The organism is Streptomyces pacificus, from assembly GCF_011766325.1.
GTDB classification, from domain to species: domain Bacteria; phylum Actinomycetota; class Actinomycetes; order Streptomycetales; family Streptomycetaceae; genus Streptomyces; species Streptomyces pacificus.
This window is the reverse complement of sequence record NZ_BLLG01000003.1, coordinates 324,020-343,158: the sequence shown is the minus strand read 5'-3', so window position 1 is coordinate 343,158 and position 19,139 is coordinate 324,020. Positions and strand designations below refer to the sequence as shown.

At 73.6% G+C, this 19,139-nt stretch carries 14 protein-coding genes; 6 read left to right on the top strand and 8 right to left on the bottom strand.

Going from position 1 to position 19,139, the window contains the following annotated elements:
• The first annotated feature begins 6 nt into the window (after positions 1-6).
• From SCWH03_RS06630 to SCWH03_RS06615, 4 genes are read left to right on the top strand one after another with little or no spacing between them, the layout of a single operon-like run.
• On the top strand, positions 7-750 hold the full coding sequence (locus tag SCWH03_RS06630) for an enoyl-CoA hydratase family protein (RefSeq protein WP_173263191.1): 744 nt from the start codon (positions 7-9) through the stop codon (positions 748-750).
• A 3-nt stretch (positions 751-753) separates the two neighbouring features.
• Entirely contained in the window at positions 754-1,605 is an 852-nt protein-coding gene (locus SCWH03_RS06625; protein WP_173263190.1) for a CoA transferase subunit A, read from the top strand.
• Positions 1,602-2,351, top strand: a complete 750-nt coding sequence (locus SCWH03_RS06620) for a CoA-transferase subunit beta (RefSeq protein WP_173263189.1) — start codon at positions 1,602-1,604, stop codon at positions 2,349-2,351. Before SCWH03_RS06625 ends, SCWH03_RS06620 begins: the two co-directional genes overlap by 4 nt.
• Positions 2,348-3,403 carry an NAD(P)H-dependent flavin oxidoreductase gene (locus SCWH03_RS06615; protein WP_173263188.1) on the top strand — a complete coding sequence of 352 codons (1,056 nt, stop codon included), beginning with the start codon at positions 2,348-2,350 and terminating at the stop codon, positions 3,401-3,403. The genes SCWH03_RS06620 and SCWH03_RS06615 overlap by 4 nt, the downstream gene beginning before the upstream one ends.
• 266 nt (positions 3,404-3,669) lie before the next feature.
• Here SCWH03_RS06615 and SCWH03_RS06610 read toward each other — a convergent pair whose 3' ends face one another.
• The 5 genes from SCWH03_RS06610 to SCWH03_RS06590 form a co-directional block, all read right to left on the bottom strand.
• A complete protein-coding gene (locus tag SCWH03_RS06610; RefSeq protein ID WP_173263187.1) occupies positions 3,670-5,364 on the bottom strand; it encodes a DEAD/DEAH box helicase in 1,695 nt (564 codons plus the stop codon).
• A gap of 89 nt (positions 5,365-5,453) precedes the next feature.
• A complete protein-coding gene (locus tag SCWH03_RS06605) occupies positions 5,454-5,657 on the bottom strand; it encodes a cold-shock protein (RefSeq protein ID WP_017947512.1) in 204 nt (67 codons plus the stop codon).
• Between the two features lie 247 nt (positions 5,658-5,904).
• The gene (locus tag SCWH03_RS06600) at positions 5,905-7,062 is read right to left on the bottom strand and encodes an acetyl-CoA C-acetyltransferase (protein ID WP_173263186.1); all 1,158 of its coding nucleotides are present in this window, start codon (positions 7,060-7,062) and stop codon (positions 5,905-5,907) included.
• Positions 7,063-7,130: 68 nt separating this feature from the next.
• Entirely contained in the window at positions 7,131-7,718 is a 588-nt protein-coding gene (locus tag SCWH03_RS06595) for a TetR/AcrR family transcriptional regulator (protein WP_173263370.1), read from the bottom strand.
• Between the two features lie 356 nt (positions 7,719-8,074).
• On the bottom strand, positions 8,075-8,863 hold the full coding sequence (locus SCWH03_RS06590; protein WP_173263185.1) for an SDR family oxidoreductase: 789 nt from the start codon (positions 8,861-8,863) through the stop codon (positions 8,075-8,077).
• A 49-nt stretch (positions 8,864-8,912) separates the two neighbouring features.
• On the opposite strand from SCWH03_RS06590, the gene SCWH03_RS06585 reads away from it, so the two are divergent.
• Both SCWH03_RS06585 and SCWH03_RS06580 read left to right on the top strand, forming a co-directional pair.
• A complete protein-coding gene (locus SCWH03_RS06585; protein WP_173263184.1) occupies positions 8,913-10,064 on the top strand; it encodes an acyl-CoA dehydrogenase family protein in 1,152 nt (383 codons plus the stop codon).
• Between the two features lie 88 nt (positions 10,065-10,152).
• Positions 10,153-11,334, top strand: coding sequence for an acyl-CoA dehydrogenase family protein (locus SCWH03_RS06580; RefSeq protein WP_173263183.1), 1,182 nt, complete (start codon positions 10,153-10,155; stop codon positions 11,332-11,334).
• Positions 11,335-11,716: 382 nt separating this feature from the next.
• Here the strand turns inward: SCWH03_RS06580 and SCWH03_RS06575 are convergent, their stop codons facing one another.
• The 3 genes from SCWH03_RS06575 to gltB all read right to left on the bottom strand — a co-directional run bounded on the left by SCWH03_RS06575 (position 11,717) and on the right by gltB (position 18,849).
• A complete protein-coding gene (locus SCWH03_RS06575) occupies positions 11,717-12,529 on the bottom strand; it encodes an alpha/beta fold hydrolase (RefSeq protein ID WP_173263182.1) in 813 nt (270 codons plus the stop codon).
• A 277-nt stretch (positions 12,530-12,806) separates the two neighbouring features.
• Positions 12,807-14,267, bottom strand: a complete 1,461-nt coding sequence (locus SCWH03_RS06570; protein WP_173263181.1) for a glutamate synthase subunit beta — start codon at positions 14,265-14,267, stop codon at positions 12,807-12,809.
• Positions 14,260-18,849 carry a glutamate synthase large subunit gene (gltB, locus tag SCWH03_RS06565; RefSeq protein WP_173263180.1) on the bottom strand — a complete coding sequence of 1,530 codons (4,590 nt, stop codon included), beginning with the start codon at positions 18,847-18,849 and terminating at the stop codon, positions 14,260-14,262. Before gltB ends, SCWH03_RS06570 begins: the two co-directional genes overlap by 8 nt.
• Between the last annotated feature and the right edge of the window lie 290 nt (positions 18,850-19,139).

Genomic DNA, 19,139 nt, shown 5'->3' with positions numbered 1-19,139 from the left:
CCGGTGATGGGTGTCTCCACCGCGACCCCGGAGCGGGGCGTGTCCGTCGTGACGGCGGACTTCCCGCCCGTCAACGCCCTGCCCGTCCACGGCTGGTACCAACTCGCCGGCGCCGTGCGCCGCGCGGGCCGGGACCCGGACGTCCGCTGTGTCGTCCTGGCCGCCGAAGGCCGGGGCTTCAACGCGGGCGTCGACCTCAAGGAACTGCAGCGCGACCCCGGGCACGAGGCCCTGATCGGCGCCAACCGGGCCTGCCACGAGGCCTTCGGGGCCGTCTACGACTGCGAGGTCCCCGTCGTCGCCGCCGTGCACGGCTTCTGCCTGGGCGGCGGGATCGGCCTCGCGGGGAACGCCGACGCCGTCGTGGCCTCCGACGACGCCGTCTTCGGGCTGCCGGAACTGGACCGGGGGGCCCTCGGGGCCGCCACCCACCTCGCCCGTCTCGTCCCCCGGCATCTGATGCGCACCCTCTACTACACCTCCCGCACGGTGACCGCCGCCGAACTGCACGCCCACGGCTCGGTGTGGCGGGTCGTCCCGCGCGACGGGCTCCGTGCCGCGGCCCTCGGGCTGGCGCGCGAGATCGCCGCCAAGGACGGCCGTCTCGTCCGGCTGGCCAAGGCCGCCATCAACGGCATCGACCCCGTGGACGTGCACCGCAGCTACCGCTACGAGCAGGGCTTCACCTTCGAGGCGGCCCTCGCCGGGACCGCCGGCCGCGTCCGGGACACCTTCGGCAAGGAGGCATGACCCGTGGTGGACAAGACGATGACCGCCGACGACGTCGCGGGACGCCTGCGCAGCGGCATGACCCTCGGCATCGGCGGCTGGGGCTCGCGGCGCAAGCCGATGGCCCTGGTGAGGGCGCTGCTGCGCAGTGGGGTCACCGATCTGACCGTGGTCTCCTACGGCGGCCCGGACGTGGGGATGCTGTGCGCGGCGGGGCGGGTCCGCAGGCTCGTCGCACCGTTCGCCACGCTGGACTCGGTGCCGCTGGAGCCCCACTTCCGGGCGGCGCGCGAGGCGGGGGCGATCGCGATGACGGAGCTGGACGAGGCGATGTTCATGTGGGGGCTGCACGCCGCCGCCAGCCGGCTCCCCTTCATGCCCGTGCGGGCCGGACTCGGTTCGGACGTCATGCGGGTCAACCCGGAGCTGCGCACGGTCCGTTCGCCGTACGACGACGGCGAGGAGTTCGTCGCCGCCCCCGCGCTGCGCCTGGACGCCGCCCTCGTCCACCTCAACCGCGCCGACCGCCTCGGCAACGGCCAGTACCTGGGGCCCGACCCCTACTTCGACGACCTCTTCTGCGAGGCGGCCGACGAGGCGTATCTGTCGTGCGAGCGGCTGGTGGACACGGACGGGCTGACCGCGGACGCCGCCCCGCAGACCCTGCTCGTCCCACGGCACAGCGTCTCGGGCGTCGTCGAGGCCCCGGCCGGGGCGCACTTCACCGCCTGCGCGCCCGACCACGCCCGCGACGAGGCCTTCCAGCGGATGTACGCGACCACGCCCTGGGACGAGTTCGCCGGGCGCTTCCTGTCCGGGCCCGACGAGCACGCCTACACCCGCGCGGTGCGGGCCTGGCACGAGGAGCAGCGGTGACCGCCGCCCGGCCCCCGGTCCCGGCGCCGACCCGGTCCGAGTACTGCGTGATCGCCTGCGCCGAGGCGTGGCGCGACGCGGGGGAGGTGCTGGCGAGCCCCATGGGGCTGATCCCCTCGCTCGGAGCCCGGCTCGCCCGGCGCACCTTCTCCCCCGACCTCCTGCTCACCGACGGCGAGGCGCTGCTCGTCGGACCCGGCGGCGAGGTGGAGGGCTGGCTCCCGTACCGCCGCCATCTCACCATGGTCACCGGCGGCAGGCGGCACGTCATGATGGGCGCGAGCCAGCTCGACCGCCACGGCAACCAGAACATCTCCTGCATCGGCGACTGGGCCCGGCCGGCGCGCCAGCTCCTCGGTGTGCGCGGCGCACCGGTCAACACGCTCAACCATCCGGTGAGTTACTGGGTGCCCCGGCACTCGGCCCGGGTCTTCGTCGAGAAGGTCGACATGGTCAGCGGCGTCGGATACGACCGTGCACGGGGGTCGCGCTTCCACCGCGTCCCGCGCGTCGTCACGGACCTGGGCGTCTTCGACTTCGAAACGCCGGACCGTTCGATGCGGCTGGCCTCGCTGCACCCCGGAGTCACCGTGGAGCAGGTCGGGGAGGCCACCGGCTTCCCGCTCGCCGTACCCGGTGGCGGGCCCGTCCCGTACACCCGCGAACCCACGGCGGAGGAGCTGCGGATCATCCGCGAGGTGCTCGATCCGGACGGCCGGCGCGAGGGGGAGGTCGGGGACCGATGAGGACGGCGCTCACCGAGCTCACCGGGGTGCGGCACCCCATCGTCCAGACCGGTATGGGCTGGGTGGCCGGCCCCCGGCTGGTCTCGGCCGCCGCGAACGCCGGGGCCCTCGGCATCCTGGCGTCCGCCACGATGACCCCGGCCCGGCTGCGGCAGGCGGTGCGCGAAGTGAAGGGCCGTACGGACGCCCCGTTCGGGGTCAATCTGCGGGCGGACGCCGGGGACGCCGGAGAGCGCGTGCGGATCATCGTGGACGGGGGCGTACGGGTGGCGTCCTTCGCCCTGGCCCCCTCCCGGGAGCTGATCGCACGGCTCAAGGACGCGGGCGTGGTGGTGATCCCCTCCGTCGGTGCCCGCCGCCACGCCGAGAAGGTCGCCGCCTGGGGCGCGGACGCCGTGATCGTGCAGGGCGGCGAGGGCGGCGGGCACACGGGGGACGTCGCGACGACCGTGCTGCTGCCGCAGGTCGTGGACGCCGTGGACATCCCCGTGGTCGCGGCGGGCGGTTTCCACGACGGGCGCGGCCTGGTGGCGGCGCTCGCGTACGGGGCCGCGGGCATCGCCATGGGCACCCGCTTCCTGCTCACCTCCGACTCGACCGTGCCGGACGCGGTGAAGGCCCGCTATCTGGCGGCGTCCGTCGGGGACGTCACCGTCACCGCCGCCGTCGACGGCCTGCCCCACCGGATGCTGCGGTCCGACCTGGTGGCGTCCCTGGAGCGGGCGGGCCGCACCCGTGCCCTGCTGCACGCGCTGCGCAGGGCCGCGGGCTTCCGCAGGCTCTCCGGGCAGTCCTGGCGGGAGATGGTGCGCGACGGCCGCGCGCTGCGGCACGGCAGGGACCTCTCCTGGAGCCAGGTGCTGCTCGCCGCCAACACCCCGATGCTGCTGAGGGCGGCGATGGTCGAGGGCCGCACCGACCTCGGTGTGATGGCGTCCGGCCAGGTCGCGGGCGTGATCGCGGACCTGCCGAGCTGCGCGGAACTGGTGGGCCGGGTGATGGCGGAGGCGGAGGGCACACTGCGGGGGCTGGGCCGGGGGACCACGGGCTGAGCCACCCGGGCCGGGCGGCATGCGCCATGGCCCCGCCTGCCGCCGGGGGCCCTCCGCGGGCCCCCGGACCGGCCGGCCCCGCGCGGGGCCGGCCGGCTTCCCCGTCCGGGCCGGGACGGCCCTCGCACCACGGCCCCGGGGCGGAAGTCCGGCCTCGGTCATGCCCCGGAAGGGCGCTCGGCCGGCGGACCCGGCACGGTCCCCGGCGGCTCGCCGCCGCTCGAACGGCCGCACGGAGCCATGGCCGCGCGGGCCCCGTACCGCAGCTAACGCGCCGCGGCCCTGCCGCCCCTCGCCCCGCCCTGCGGCCGGTCCCCGGCGCGTCCGTGCTTCTGCCGTGCGCCGTCCCCGGCATGTCCGGTGTCGCCGCGTCCGGCGCCGCCGCGGGCCGTACGCCCGGTTCCGGCGCGCCCGGAGTCGGCTGATCCGCCGCCCTGCCTGCGGCCGTCCCGTCCGGTGTCGGCGGCGCCCCGCCGCCGGCCACCGGCCTCGGCGCGCCCGCCGTCACCGCGGCCGCCCCCGGCACGCCCGCCGGTGTCCTCGCGGGCTGCGCCGGCACGGCCGCCGCCGCCCCGCGGACGCCTGCGCTTCGACCGGGACTTCGCGGCGGGCGGCTGCGCAGCGGGCGGCGCCTCGACCGTCACCGCCACGCCCGACGGTTCCCTGGCGCCGGTCAGCCGGGCCAGCTCCTCGTCGCCCGACCTGACGGCGACGGTGCGCGGGGAGATTCCGGCGTCCGACATCAGCCGGGTCATCTCGCGCTTCTGGTCCGGCAGGACCAGGGTCACCACGCTGCCCGACTCGCCCGCCCTCGCGGTCCGGCCGCCTCGGTGCAGATAGTCCTTGTGGTCCATCGGAGGATCGACGTTCACCACCAGGTCCAGATCGTCCACATGGATGCCACGAGCCGCGACGTTGGTGGCCACCAGTGCGCTGACCTGGCCGTTCTTGAACTGGTCGAGGGTGCGGTTGCGCTGCGGCTGGGACCGGCCGCCGTGCAGGCCCGCCGCTCGTACGCCGCTGGCCAGCAGCCGCTTGACCAGGCGGTCCACGGAGCGCTTGGTGTCGAGGAAGAGGATGACCCGGCCGTCCCTGGCCGCTATCCGCACGGTGACGGCCTTCTTGTCCGTCTCGTCGGCGACATGCAGCACATGGTGTTCCATGGTGGTGACGGCGCCCGCGGACGGGTCGACCGAGTGCACCACGGGATCGCTGAGGAAGCCCCGTACCAGCCGGTCGACGTTCCGGTCGAGGGTGGCCGAGAACAGCATCCGCTGGCCCCCGGGCTCCACCTGCTTCAGCAGGGCGGTGACCTGCGGGAGGAAGCCCATGTCGGCCATCTGGTCGGCCTCGTCGAGCACCGTGACCGCCACCTCGCCCAGGCGGCAGTCGCCGCGGTCGAGGAGGTCCTGCAGCCGTCCCGGGGTCGCCACGAGCACTTCGGCCCCGCGCCGCAGGGCACCGGCCTGCTTGCTGATCGACAGTCCTCCGACGACGGTCGCCAGACGCAGGCCCACCGCGGTCGCATAGGGGGTGAGGGCGTCCGTCACCTGCTGCGCCAGCTCCCGGGTGGGAACGAGCACCAGGGCGAGCGGAGCCGCCGGCTGCGCCCGTCGCCCGGCGGTGCGGGCGAGCAGTGCCAGCCCGAAGGCGAGGGTCTTGCCGGAACCGGTACGCCCGCGCCCGAGGAGGTCGCGGCCCGCGAGGGAGTTCGGCAGCGTCGCCGCCTGGATCGGGAACGGTGCCGTCACGCCCTGCGCGGCGAGGGCCTTCAGCAGCGCCGCCGGCAGACCGGTCAGCTCCTCGAAGGCCCGGACGGCGGGCAGGGCCGGCTCACGGGGATCCGGAACGGTGAAGTCCTGCGGGGCCGCCGCGGGGCGGGCGGCGCCGGCCCTCTTCGGGGCGCGCCTGGAGGGGCGCTCGGCCGGCCGCTTGCGGGCGGGGCGTGCGGAACGGGTCATGGATTGCCTTCCTGGTGCTGGGCACAGCACAGGCCGGGGCCCGCACCGCGAGGGTGCGGACCCCGGCCGCGTGATACGCGTCCCGAGGGTCAGGCGGGGACGATGTTCTCCGCCTGCGGGCCCTTCGGGCCCTGCGTGACGTCGAAGGTGACCTTCTGGCCCTCCTGGAGCTCACGGAAGCCCTGGGTGGCGATGTTGGAGTAGTGGGCGAAGACGTCGGCGCCGCCGCCGTCCTGCGCGATGAAGCCGAAGCCCTTTTCCGAGTTGAACCACTTGACGGTGCCGGTGGCCATAGTCATTCTCCTGAACAGGTAGGAGGCCCCATCCGGAGATGCCGGTAAAAACAATAAAACGCCTGCGGATCATTCCCGTCAGGCGCGCATAAAGTTCATGGGTACCAAACTGCAACCCCCACAACGTAGCATGCTTCGGCGCGCACCCCCGGCTCCCGCGCACGGTGTGTCCCGCCGGGGGTGGCCGATCGCGGGCCGGGACAGGCCCGCGATCGGCCCCGCGCCGGAGCCGGGGCGCGATCCGGTCCTACACCCGCTCGATGATCGTCACATTGGCCTGTCCGCCGCCCTCGCACATCGTCTGGAGCCCGAACCGGCCTCCCGTGCGCTCCAGTTCGTGCAGCAGCGTCGTCATCAGCCGGACACCGGTGGCGCCCAGGGGGTGACCCAGCGCGATGGCGCCGCCGTTGACGTTCACCCGGGCCGGGTCGGCGCCCGTCTCCTTCAGCCAGGCGAGCACCACCGGGGCGAACGCCTCGTTGATCTCGACGAGGTCGATGTCGCCGATGGCGAGGCCGGTCTTCTCCAGTGCGTGCGCGGTCGCCGGGATCGGCGCGGAGAGCATCCGCACGGGGTCCTCGCCCCGCACCGAGAGGTGGTGCACTCGGGCGCGCGGCGTCAGCCCGTGCTCCCGTACGGCCCGTTCGCCCGCGAGCAGCATCGCCGCCGCGCCGTCGGACACCTGGGAGGAGCAGGCGGCGGTGATCGTGCCGCCCTCGATCACGGCCGGGAGGGCGGCCATCCGCTCCAGGGTGGTGTCGCGGCGGGGGCCCTCGTCCGCGGTGACGCCGCCGTAGGCGACGGTCTCCCGGACGAAGCGGCCCTCGTCGGCTGCGCGCACGGCCCGCCGGTGGGAGGCGAGTGCGTACTCCTCCATCTCCCGCCGGGAGATGCCCCACTCGCGCGCGATGAGCTCGGCCCCGTGGAACTGGTCGACGGGCGCCCCGCCGTACCGGGCCCGCCAGCCCTCACTGCCCGCGAAGGGGCCCTCGGCCAGCCCCAGCGGCTCGGCCGCCTGCCGGGAGGCGAAGCCGATGGGGACCTGCGACATGTTCTGCACACCCCCGGCGACGACCAGGTCCTGGGTGCCGGACATCACGCCCTGCGCGGCGAAGTGCACCGCCTGCTGCGACGAGCCGCACTGGCGGTCCACGGTCACGCCGGGCACCTCCTCGGGCAGCCCGGCGGCCAGCCAGCTCGTCCGCGCGATGTCGCCCGCCTGCGGGCCGACCGTGTCGAGGCAGCCGAACACCACGTCGTCCACGGCCGCCGGGTCGACCCCGGAGCGGTCGAGCAGGGTTCTCAGGACGCGGGCGCCCAGATCGGCGGGGTGCGCGGCCGCGAGACCGCCTCCGCGCCGGCCGACCGGGGTGCGGACGGCTTCGATGATGAACGCCTCGGTCATGGCTGCTCCGTAAGTTGTCGGATGGCCCGCCGGCCCGGGTGTGCTCCCCAGCCGGGCGGCCCCGCGGGTCAGTCCCTGACGGCGATGCCGTCCAGGACCATCGACAGGTACTGCCGGGCGATCTCCTCCGGCCCGTGGTGCCCGCCCGGCCGGTACCAGGACGCCGCGACCCATACCGTGTCGCGGATGAAGCGGTAGGTGAGCCGGACGTCCAGGTCGTCGCGGAAGGCGCCCGACGCGGCTCCGCGCTCCAGCGTCCCGAGCCAGGCCCTCTCGAACCGCTGCCGGGAGTCGGCGAGGTAGCGGAAGCGGGGGCGGACGGAGAGGTGCCGGGACTCGTTCTGGTAGATGGCGACGGCCGGACGGTGCCGGTCGATCTCCCGGAAGGACTCGGTGACGAGCGCCTCGAGGGTCTCCCTGGGCCCGAGGCCGGCGGCGAGCACGGCGTCGTACCCCGCCCACAGCTCGTCGAGGAAGGCGGAGAGGATCTCGTCGAGGATCGACTCCTTGGAGTCGAAGTGGTAGTAGAGGCTGCCTGCGAGCATGCCCGCCTCGTCGGCGATCCTGCGGACGGTGGTGGCGTTGTAGCCGTGGGCGGCGAACACCTCGGCGGCCGTGCCGAGCAGTTCGCGGCGCCGTTCGGGCGAAGCGCTCACCTGGGTCTTCTTCTTGGTCGTGGCCACCTGTCCATTCTGGTCCCGCCCGGTGCGTCCCGCGGACGCCCCGCCCCCGCCTGGTCCCTGCGCCACCGGGGGCGCACCGGGCCTCCGCGGCGTCCGGCCCGCCCCCGCCGGCCGCGCGCACGCCCCGGCCGGACCCGATCCCGCCGGCGACCGGTCCGCTCCGCGCCCCGCGGGTGCCGAGGCCGCCTCCGGCCTCCCGGACGGGCGGGCCGGCTCATGCGGCTCGGACCCGTCAGCCGCCTCGGGCACCCCGGGCACCCCGGGCACGGAGCGTGCCTCGGGCACGGCGAACACCCCGGGCACGGCGAACGTCCCGGACACCCCGCCCCCTAGGGATGCTGGGAGCTGACGGACACGGTCTCACCGGTCAGGTACGAGGAGTACCCGCTGGCGAGAAAGACGATCACGTTGGCGACCTCCCAGGGCTCTGCGTACCGGCCGAACGCCTCGCGGGCGGTGAGGTCCCGCAGCAGTTCGGGGGACGTGGTCTTCACCAGGTGCGGATGCATCGCCAGGCTGGGGGCCACGGCGTTGACGCGGACGCCGAACTCCGCGGCTTCGACGGCCGCGCACCGGGTGAGGGCCATCACCCCGGCCTTGGCGGCCGCGTAGTGCGCCTGCCCGGCCTGGGCCCGCCAGCCGAGGACGGAGGCGTTGTTGACGACGACGCCGCCGCGGTCGCGGTCGCGGAAGGCGCGCAGCGCGGCCCGGGTGCAGCGGAAGGTGCCGTTCAGGGTGACGTCGAGGACGCGGGACCACTGGTCGTCGGACATGTCGACCAGCGCCGCGGTCCCGCCGAGCCCCGCGTTGTTGACGACGATGTCGGGGCCTCCGTGCAGCCGTGCCACTTCCCCGAAGAGGGCCCGGACCTGGGCCTCGTCGGTGACGTCGCAGACCAGCGAGGCGACGGCGTCGGCGCCGAACTCGTCCGCGAGCGCCTGCCGGGTCTGCCTCAGCCGGCGGGCGTGCGCGTCGCCGATGAGGACCCGCGCGCCCTCCTCCAGGAGGCGCCGGGCGGTGGCTCCGCCGATCCCGGCCCCGGCCGCTGCGGTGACGACGGCGGTCCGGCCGGCGAGGAGCGCGTGCCCCGGTACGTACTGAGCCTTGTTGTCCGTCACATCGGCACGTTAACCTACCAAACACTTGTTAGGGAACCGAGGTGCGCTGATGGACCTGACGCACACGGCGGACGAGGACGCGTTCCGCGCCGAGGCCCGCGCATGGCTGCGGGCACACGTCCCGCACCCCCCGCCGCCCTCGCTGGAGACCGCGGAGGGCTTCGCCGCCCACCGCGCGTGGGAGGCGGAGCTGCATTCCGGCCGCTGGTCGGTGGTGGCATGGCCGGAGCAGTACGGCGGCCGCGGCGCGGACGTCTTCCACTGGCTGGTGTTCGAGGAGGAGTACTACGCGGCGGGCGCCCCCGGCCGGGTGTCCCAGAACGGCATCGGCCTGCTGGCCCCGACCCTGTTCGACCACGGCACGCAGGAGCAGCGAGCCCGGATCCTGCCGCCCATGGCGAGCGGTGAGGTGGTCTGGGCCCAGGCCTGGTCCGAGCCGGAGGCCGGCTCGGACCTCGCTTCGCTGCGCTCCCGCGGGGTCCGCACGGCGGGCGGCTGGCTGCTGTCCGGGCAGAAGACGTGGTCGTCGCGGGCGGCGTTCGCGGACCGGGCGTTCGGCCTCTTCCGCACCGCGCCGGACGAGGACCGGCCCCATCGGGGCCTGACGTATCTGATGTTCGACCTGAAGGCTCCCGGCGTGACGGTCCGGCCGATCCGCCGGCTGGACGGGAAGCCCGCGTTCGCCGAGCTGTTCCTGGACGAGGTGTTCGTCCCCGACGAGGACGTGATCGGCGAACCGGGGCAGGGCTGGCGGATCGCGATGTCGACGACGGGCAACGAGCGCGGCCTGATGCTCCGCTCCCCCGGCCGCTATCTGGCCGCGGCTCGGCGCCTGGTGGGGCTGTGGCGCGCGACCGCCGACCCGTCCGACACGGCGCTGCGCGACCGTGTCGCGGACGCGGTGATCGGGGCGCGGGCGTACCAGCTCTTCACGTGCGCCGGGGCCTCCCGCGTCGCCGCGGGCTCGGCGATCGGCGCGGAGTCGAGCCTGAACAAGGTGTTCTGGTCCGAGTACGACATCGCCCTGCACGAGACGGCGCTCGATCTGCTGGGCGCGGAGGGCGAACCCGCGGACGGACGGGACGGCTGGTCCGAGGGGTACGTCTTCTCCCTCGCGGGACCGATCTACGCGGGTACGAACGAGATCCAGCGCGACATCATCGCCGAGCGGTTGCTCGGCCTGCCGAAGGGGCGCCGCTGAACGCGTCCCGCGCGGCCGCGGTGGTGCGGCCCACCGCACCGTGCGACCGGCAGGACCGTGTGACCGGCCGGGGAGAGGGAGGCGCACCGTGAGGTTCCTGCCGACGGACGAACAGCGCGCGTTCACCCGGTCGTTGCACACGATGCTGAGGGCGGCCCGCCCACCGGCGGCCGCCCGCGCCTGGGCGGCCGGGGACCCCGCACCGGGGCGCGCCGCCTGGACCGGCCTCGCGGAAGCGGGAGTGTTCGCGCTGGCCGTACCGGAGAACCACGGCGGCCTCGGCCCGCTCCCGGCCGAACTGGCCCTCGCGTTCGTGGAGCTGGGGCGCCACGCGGTTCCGGGTCCGGTGGTCGAGACGGTCGCGGTGGCGGCGCTGCTGACGGCCCTGGGGGACCCGGCACCGGCGGAACGGCTGCTGCCGGGCATCGCGGCGGGCGAGGTCATGGCCACCCTGCGGCTGCCCGGCACCGGACCGTACGCCCTGGACGCCGACGCGGCGACGAGCGTCCTGGTGGTGGACGCCGCCCCCGCCGTCCCCGGGCCCGGTTCGCCCGGCGACGGCGGCAGCGGCAGCGGCAGCGGCAGCGGCAGCGGCAGCGACGTGAAAGGACACGCAGACGCGAGCGAAGGCGCGCACGGCGGCGACCACGCCCGCGACAGGAACGGGACCGGGACCGGGACCGGGAAGGGAACCGGGGACGCGTCCCGCCCCGGACCGAAAGCCGCCCGCCCGCCGACCCTGCGGATCGCGCCCGGCCACGGCCCGGTCCGGGCGTCGGCGGACCCGGTGCGCCGGCTGTCCGTGCCGCAGGGGGGCGGTGAGGTGCTGGCCGCCGGCCCCGGCGTGGCGGCCGCGGCGGCCACGGCCGTGGACTGGGCCAGGCTCGCCACCGCCGCCCAGGCCCTCGGCACGGGGCTTGCGCTGCTGGACCGGACCGTAGAGCACGTCGGGCGGCGCGCCCAGTTCGGTGTGCCGATCGGCTCCTTCCAGGCGGTCAAGCACCGGCTGGCGGACACGCTGATCGCCCTCGAGTTCGCCCGGCCCCTGGTCCTCGGCGCCGCCGTGTCCATGACCCGCACCGACATCGCCGCGGCGAAGGTCGCGGCCGGGGAAGCCGCGTACGGTGCCGCCCGTGCGGCCCTCCAACTGCACGGCGCGATCGGCTACACCGAGGAGCTGGACCTCGCCCTCTGGCTGCGCAAGGCACGGCCGCTGCGGGACGCCTGGGGGACCCCCGCGCAGTGCCGGGCGGCCGTCCTGCGGCCGTAAGGTCCTACCGCGGCGAGTCCCGCCTGGCCGGGAGCAACCAGAACACCGGCAAGGCCGGGAACACCGGGAGCATCCGGCACGCACTCCCCGCGGTGTTCGGGCAGGAGTGGCAACCGCTCGGCGCCCCCGGACATCGACGCAGCCCGCCGCGCTCTCCTGCCACTGCCGCGCATTCGCTCACATCGGCCGCCCGGCCAGCGGACTGCGGGCGGAAGACGCACGGTGCAGGACGCTACCTCGCCCTACCGCGGGCGGGCAGTGCGGGGTGCGCCGCGGCTCGTGCCACCCGCCTCAGAACGACCGCCCCGGTTGGTGGCACCGACTGAACGGAGTGAACCGGCCGAACCGGCTGCAACGGCCTCAACCGCCGAACCGGCAGCAGTCACGATCCGCCCGCACCGGCAAGCGGGTGATGCGTGCGGAGGAAGTCGATGATCGCGTCGGCGAACTCCCGCGGCATGTGCTCCGGGGCCGGAACCCCGGCACCCACGATCACCGCGATCCGCCCGTCCGGCAGGACCTGCCGCCATCGGTCCAGATCGGGGTAGCTGACCGGATCGGCGTCGGCACCCAGCAACAGCGTGGGAACGGCGAGCCGGTCGATGCGGTCTTCCATCCGGTAGGACCCCACCGCCGTGTGGCCGGCCTGCGGCCGCCAGGCCCGCAGGGCGTCGCGGAGGAACCGGTCGAGCAGTTCCGGCCGATCCGGCGGATAGAAGGCCGCACGCTGCCGCCACAGGTCGAGCAGGTGACCGGCGTCGATGCGTGGCGGCTGGTCTTCCGTCGGGGTCTGGGCCCTGAGTGCGGCGCGGCCCTTCTCGTCGAGGTAGGGCGTGCACGACAGCACCAGGCTCGCGACCCGGTGCGGAGCCGCGACCGCCGCCTCGAAAGCGATGACCCCTCCGGTGTGGTGTCCGCCCACGACGGCCGCGGGCAGTTCGAGTACGTCGAGCAGGGCGAGCAGGGCGGTGGCGTATGTCTCGATGGTGGGCGCGCCCCGCGGAGGTTCCGACTCTCCGTAGCCGAGCGTGTCCGGCGCGATCGCCGTGAAGCCTCCGGCTGCCAGAAGCGGCAGCACGTCGGCGTACTCGTCGGCGGATCGGGGCGTCTGGTGCGTCAGCACCACCGGTGGCCCCTCCCCATCCCGGGCGTAGTGCAGACGGCCCTGAGGAGTGTCGGCGTATTCCTTGCGCATTCCGACCGCCTCCACACACCTGCGGCATGCGTGCCGATATTCCGATACGAACACCTTAACCTCGGTCAACCCGGCACCGCTCTTCACGGTCCCGTCCGGACGCCGCCGACGGGTGCACGCACCGCGTGACCGCGAACGCGTACCGTCACGGCGGGAGATGCCGCGACGCCCGCCCATCATCCGGTCGGGGACGGGGGCAGGCGCCGCGTCTGTTCCGTACGCCTTTGTACGGGACGTCTATGGGGGACCGTCAGCGCGGTCCGCGGTGTTCGCCGGGTCAGACCGTCAGGGCGCGGTCCGTCGGGCGGATGGGGGCGGGCAGTTCGCTCGCCCCCGTCAGATAGCGGTCCACCCCGCGTGCCGCGGAGCGGCCCTCGGCGATGGCCCAGACGATCAGGGACTGGCCGCGGCCCGCGTCGCCGGCGGCGTAGACGCCGTCGACGTTGGTGGCGAAGTCGGCGTCGCGAGCGATGTTACCCCGTTCGTCCAGTGCCAGGCCGAACTGTGTGACCAGGCCGTTCTCGACGTCGGTGCCGGTGAAGCCCATGGCGAGGGTGACCAGCTGGGCCGGGATGACCCGCTCCGTTCCGGGCTTGGGGGTGGGCCTGCCGTCGGCGAACTCGACCTCGACGAGGTGCAGGGACTGGACGTTGCCGTCCGCGTCGCCCTCGAAGTGGGTGGTGGCGACGGAGTAGACCCGCTCGCCGCCCTCCTCGTGCGCGGACGTCACCTTGTAGAGCATCGGGAACGTCGGCCAGGGCTGGCCGGCGCCGCGCTCCTCGCCCGGCCGGGGCATGATCTCCAGCTGGGTGACGGAGGCGGCGCCCTGGCGGTGGGCAGTGCCGACGCAGTCGGCGCCGGTGTCGCCGCCGCCGATGACGACGACGTGCTTGCCCTCGGCGGTGATCGGCGGGGTCACGAAGTCGCCCTCGACGACCTTGTTGGAGAGCGGCAGGTACTCCATCGCCTGGTGGATGCCGTTCAGTTCGCGGCCCTGCACCGGGAGGTCCCGCGCGGTCGTGGCACCGGCGGCGATGACGACCGCGTCGAAGCGCTTGCGCAGGTCCGTCGCCGTGAGGTCGCGGCCGATCTCGATCCCGGTGCGGAACTTGGTGCCCTCCGCGCGCATCTGCTCGATACGCCGGTTGACGTGCCGCTTCTCCATCTTGAACTCGGGAATCCCGTAGCGCAGCAGGCCGCCGACGCGGTCGGCGCGCTCGTAGACGACGACGGTGTGGCCGGCGCGGGTCAGCTGCTGGGCGGCGGCGAGGCCCGCCGGGCCGGAGCCGATGACCGCGACGGTCCTGCCGGACAGCCGCTCCGGCGGCTGCGGCCTGACGTCGCCCGTGTCCCACGCCTTGTCGATGATCGAGACCTCGACGTTCTTGATGGTGACGGCGGGCTGGCTGATGCCGAGGACGCACGCCGCCTCGCAGGGGGCGGGGCAGAGCCGTCCGGTGAACTCCGGGAAGTTGTTGGTGGCGTGCAGCCGCTCGCTCGCCGCCTGCCAGTTCCCGCGGTAGGCGTAGTCGTTCCACTCGGGGATGAGGTTCCCGAGCGGGCAGCCGTTGTGGCAGAACGGGATGCCGCAGTCCATGCAGCGCCCGGCCTGCTTGCTGATGATCGGCAGCAGGGAGCCGGGGACGTAGACCTCGTTCCAGTCCTTGACGCGCTCGGCGACGGGCCGGGTCTCGGCGACCTCGCGGCCGGTGGTCAGGAAGCCCTTGGGGTCAGCCATGGGTCGCGGCCTCCATCATCTTCTCGGTGGTCTCCCGCTCGGAGAGACCGGCGAGCTCAGCGGCGTCCTTGGCGGCGAGCACGGCCTTGTAGGCAATCGGGATGATCTTGCTGAACCGGTCGGCGGCGGCGGGCCAGTCGGCGAGGAGCTTCTCGGCCACGGTGGAGCCCGTCTCCTCGTGGTGGCGGCGCACGACATCGTGCAGCCACTCCCTGTCCGCCTCGCTCGGGGCCTCGACGGCGTCCGCGTTGCCCGCGTTGACGTGGTCCCTGTCGAGGTCGACGACGTAGGCGACGCCGCCGGACATGCCGGCCGCGAAGTTGCGTCCCGTCTCGCCGAGGACGACGGCATGGCCGCCGGTCATGTACTCGCAGCCGTGGTCGCCCACGCCCTCGGAGACCACCAGCGCACCGGAGTTGCGGACGCAGAAGCGCTCGCCGGTGCGGCCGCGCAGGAACAGCTCGCCTCCGGTGGCCCCGTAGGCGATGGTGTTGCCCGCGATGGTCGAGTACTCGGCCAGGTGGTCGGCCCCGCGGTCGGGGCGGACGATGATCCGGCCGCCGGAGAGGCCCTTGCCGACGTAGTCGTTGGCGTCGCCCTCCAGGCGCAGGGTGACGCCGCGCGGCAGGAAGGCGCCGAAGGACTGGCCTGCGGAGCCGGTGAAGGTGATGTCGACGGTGTCGTCGGGCAGGCCTGCGCCGCCGTACCTCCTGGTCACCTCGTGGCCGAGCATGGTGCCGACGGTCCGGTTGATGTTGCGGATCGCGACCTGGGCGCGGACCGGCTGGGCCTCCTGAGCGGTGGCGGCGGCCAGCGCGTCCGCGGAAAGCTTGATCAGCTCGTTGTCCAGGGCCTTCTCCAGCCCGTGGTCCTGCTCGACGAGCTGGTGGCGGACGGCGCCCTCGGGCAGCTCCGGCACGTGGAACAGCGGTGCCAGGTCCAGGCCCTGGGCCTTCCAGTGGTTCACGGCGCGGGTGGTGTCCAGCAGTTCGGCGTGGCCGACGGCCTCGGCGAGGGTGCGGAAGCCCAGCTCGGCGAGCAGTTCGCGGACCTCCTCGGCGATGAACTCGAAGAAGTTGACGACGAACTCGGCCTTGCCGGTGAAGCGCTCGCGCAGGACGGGGTTCTGCGTGGCGATGCCGACCGGGCAGGTGTCCAGGTGGCAGACCCGCATCATGATGCAGCCGGAGACGACGAGCGGCGCGGTGGCGAAACCGAACTCCTCGGCGCCGAGCAGCGCGGCGATGACGACGTCGCGGCCGGTCTTGAGCTGGCCGTCGGTCTGCACGACGATGCGGTCGCGGAGGCCGTTGAGCAGCAGCGTCTGCTGGGTCTCGGCGAGGCCGAGCTCCCAGGGGCCGCCCGCGTGCTTCAGCGAGGTGAGCGGCGAGGCGCCGGTGCCGCCGTCGTGGCCGGAGATGAGCACGACGTCCGCGTGGGCCTTGGAGACGCCCGCGGCGACCGTGCCGACGCCGACCTCGGACACCAGCTTCACATGGATGCGCGCGGCCGGGTTGGCGTTCTTGAGGTCGTGGATCAGCTGCGCAAGGTCCTCGATGGAGTAGATGTCGTGGTGCGGCGGCGGGGAGATCAGGCCGACGCCCGGGGTGGAGTGCCGGGTCCTGGCCACCCACGGGTAGACCTTGGGTCCCGGCAGCTGGCCGCCCTCGCCGGGCTTGGCGCCCTGGGCCATCTTGATCTGGATGTCGTCCGCGTTGACCAGGTACTCGGAGGTCACACCGAAGCGGCCGGAGGCGACCTGCTTGATGCTGGAGCGGCGCGCCGGGTCGTACAGGCGCTCCGGGTCCTCGCCGCCCTCACCGGTGTTGGACTTGCCGCCCAGCTGGTTCATGGCGATGGCGAGGGTCTCGTGCGCCTCCTTGGAGATGGAGCCGTACGACATGGCGCCGGTGGAGAAGCGCTTGACGATCTCAGCCGCCGGCTCGACCTCGTCGAGCGGGACGGGCGTGCGGCCGGACGTGAAGCCGAACAGGCCGCGCAGCGTCATCAGGCGCTCGGACTGCTCGTTCACCCGGTCCGTGTACTTCTTGAAGATGTCGTACCGCCTGGTGCGCGTGGCGTGCTGCAGGCGGAAGACGGTCTCCGGGTCGAACAGGTGCGGCTCGCCCTCGCGGCGCCACTGGTACTCGCCGCCGATCTCCAGCGCGCGGTGCGCCGGGGCGATCCCGCTGGCCGGGTAGGCCTTGGCGTGCCGGGCGGCGACCTCCGCGGCGATCACGTCCAGGCCGGCGCCGCCGATCTTGGTGGCGGTGCCGTCGAAGTACTGGGCGACGAAGGCGTCGTCGAGGCCGACGGCCTCGAAGACCTGGGCGCCGCGGTAGGAGGCGACGGTCGAGATGCCCATCTTGGACATGACCTTCAGGACGCCCTTGCCGAGGGCCTTGATCAGGTTGCGGATCGCCCGCTCGGGCTCCAGGCCGTCGATGAAGGTCCCGGCGCGCAGCAGGTCCTCCACGGACTCCATCGCCAGATACGGGTTGACCGCGGCGGCGCCGTAGCCGATGAGCAGCGCGACATGGTGCACCTCGCGGACGTCGCCGGCCTCGACCAGCAGGCCCACCTGGGTCCGCTGCTTGGTGCGGATCAGGTGGTGGTGGACGGCGGAGGTGAGCAGCAGCGACGGAATCGGCGCGTGCTCGGCGTCGGAGTGCCGGTCGGAGAGCACGATCAGCCGGGCGCCGCCGTCGATGGCGGCGTCGGCCTCGGCGCAGACCTCGTCCAGCCGGGCGGCGAGGGCTTCGCCGCCGCCGGTGACCCGGAAGAGACCGGACAGGGTGACGGCCTTCATACCGGGCATGTCGCCGTCGGCGTTGATGTGGATGAGCTTGGCCAGCTCATCGTTGTCGATCACGGGGAACGGCAGGGTGACCGAGCGGCAGGACGCCGCGGTCGGCTCCAGCAGGTTGCCCTGCGGGCCGAGCGAGGAGATCAGCGAGGTGACGAGTTCCTCGCGGATGGCGTCCAGCGGCGGGTTGGTGACCTGCGCGAACAGCTGGGTGAAGTAGTCGAAGAGCAGTCGCGGGCGCTCGGAGAGGGCCGCGATCGGCGAGTCGGTGCCCATGGAGCCGATCGGCTCGGCGCCGGTGCGGGCCATCGGCGCGAGCAGGACGCGGAGCTCCTCCTCGGTGTAGCCGAAGGTCTGCTGGCGGCGGGTGACCGAGGCGTGGGTGTGGACGATGTGCTCGCGCTCGGGCAGGTCGCCCAGCTCGATGATCCCGGCGTCGAGCCACTCCTCGTAAGGGTTCTCGGCGGCCAGTGCGGCCTTGATCTCGTCGTCCTCGATGATGCGGTGCTCGGCGGTGTCGACGAGGAACATCCGGCCGGGCTGGAGGCGGCCCTTGCGGACGACTCTGGCGGGGTCGATCTCCAGGACGCCGACCTCGGAGGAGAGGACGACCAGGCCGTCGTCGGTGACCCAGTAGCGGCCGGGGCGCAGGCCGTTGCGGTCGAGGACCGCGCCGACCTGGGTGCCGTCGGTGAAGGTGACGCAGGCCGGGCCGTCCCAGGGCTCCATCATCGTGGAGTGGTACCGGTAGAAGGCGCGCCGGGCGGGGTGCATGGAGTCGTGGTTCTCCCAGGCCTCGGGGACCATCATCAGCACGCTGTGGGGCAGCGAGCGGCCGCCGAGGTGCAGCAGCTCCAGGACCTCGTCGAAGGAGGCGGAGTCGGAGGCGTCCGGGGTGCAGACCGGGAAGATCCGCTCCAGGTCCCGGTCCCCGAACAGCTCGCTGACCAGCTGCGACTCCCGGGCCCGCATCCAGTTGCGGTTGCCCCTGACCGTGTTGATCTCACCGTTGTGCGCCACGAAGCGGTACGGGTGGGCGAGCGGCCAGCTCGGGAAGGTGTTGGTGGAGAACCGGGAGTGGACCAGGGCCACGGCGGTGGCGAAGCGGCGGTCCGAGAGGTCGGGGAAGAAGGGCTCCAGCTGCCCGGTGGTGAGCATGCCCTTGTAGACGAGGGTGCGGGCGGAGAGCGAGGGGAAGTACACGCCCGCCTCGCGCTCGGCGCGCTTGCGCAGCACGAACGCCCTGCGGTCGAGGGCGATACCGCTGATCCGGCCCTCCCCGGAGCCTTCGGCCCGGGAGGCGCCCCCGCTCACGAAGAGCTGGCGGAAGACGGGCATCGTGGCGCGGGCGGTGGCGCCCAGCAGCTCGGGGGCGACGGGGACGTCGCGCCAGCCCAGGACGTCCAGGCCCTCCTCGGCGGCGATCGTCTCGATCCGCGAGACGGCCTGGTCCTCGGTGCCCTGGGGGACGAAGGCGATGCCGACGGCGTAGGAACCGGCCTCGGGGAGGGCGAACCCGGCGACCTCGCGCAGGAAGGCGTCGGGGACCTGGAGCAGGATGCCCGCGCCGTCGCCCGAGTCGGGCTCGGAGCCGGTGGCGCCGCGGTGCTCGAGGTTGCGCAGAACGGTCAGCGCCTGCTCGACCAGCCGGTGGTCGGCAACACCGGTGAGGGTGGCCACGAACCCGACACCGCAGGCGTCGTGTTCGTTACGGGGGTCGTACAGCCCCTGCGGGGCGGGGCGACCGTCCATGGGCGACCAGGCGTCGGAACGCATCGGCTCTCCCGTCGTCGTCGTGGCATATGGCGGTGCCGAGGGACGACGTTGGCCCTCCGCGGAAATTTCGTGCAGGTTACACGATGGAGTGGTTCCCGGGAAGCGGATAACCCATTCCAACATGCGGACACCGCGCAAGGGGATCTGATAGCGGCGCAGATGGGGCGGGTACGGACGGGTCGGCTTGGTGCCGGTGTCCGGTGACCCGCATGCAGAGCAGGCTTCGTTGCCCGCAGCGCTTGTGGCTCATGCCCGGCGGTCAGTCATTCGAAACCGCCCGGTAACAGCCC

Bases quoted from the DNA above. Each gene is read 5' to 3' on its own strand.
- SCWH03_RS06630 (WP_173263191.1), top strand. From the start codon at position 7: ATGGGTGTCTCCACCGCGACCCCGGAGCGGGGCGTGTCCGTCGTGACG.
- SCWH03_RS06585 (WP_173263184.1), top strand. From the start codon at position 8,913: ATGGACCTGACGCACACGGCGGACGAGGACGCGTTCCGCGCCGAGGCC.
- SCWH03_RS06575 (WP_173263182.1), bottom strand. From the start codon at position 12,529: ATGCGCAAGGAATACGCCGACACTCCTCAGGGCCGTCTGCACTACGCC.
- SCWH03_RS06610 (WP_173263187.1), bottom strand. From the start codon at position 5,364: ATGACCCGTTCCGCACGCCCCGCCCGCAAGCGGCCGGCCGAGCGCCCC.
- SCWH03_RS06615 (WP_173263188.1), top strand. From the start codon at position 2,348: ATGAGGACGGCGCTCACCGAGCTCACCGGGGTGCGGCACCCCATCGTC.
- SCWH03_RS06570 (WP_173263181.1), bottom strand. From the start codon at position 14,267: ATGGCTGACCCCAAGGGCTTCCTGACCACCGGCCGCGAGGTCGCCGAG.
- gltB (WP_173263180.1), bottom strand. From the start codon at position 18,849: ATGCGTTCCGACGCCTGGTCGCCCATGGACGGTCGCCCCGCCCCGCAG.
- SCWH03_RS06600 (WP_173263186.1), bottom strand. From the start codon at position 7,062: ATGACCGAGGCGTTCATCATCGAAGCCGTCCGCACCCCGGTCGGCCGG.
- SCWH03_RS06605 (WP_017947512.1), bottom strand. From the start codon at position 5,657: ATGGCCACCGGCACCGTCAAGTGGTTCAACTCGGAAAAGGGCTTCGGC.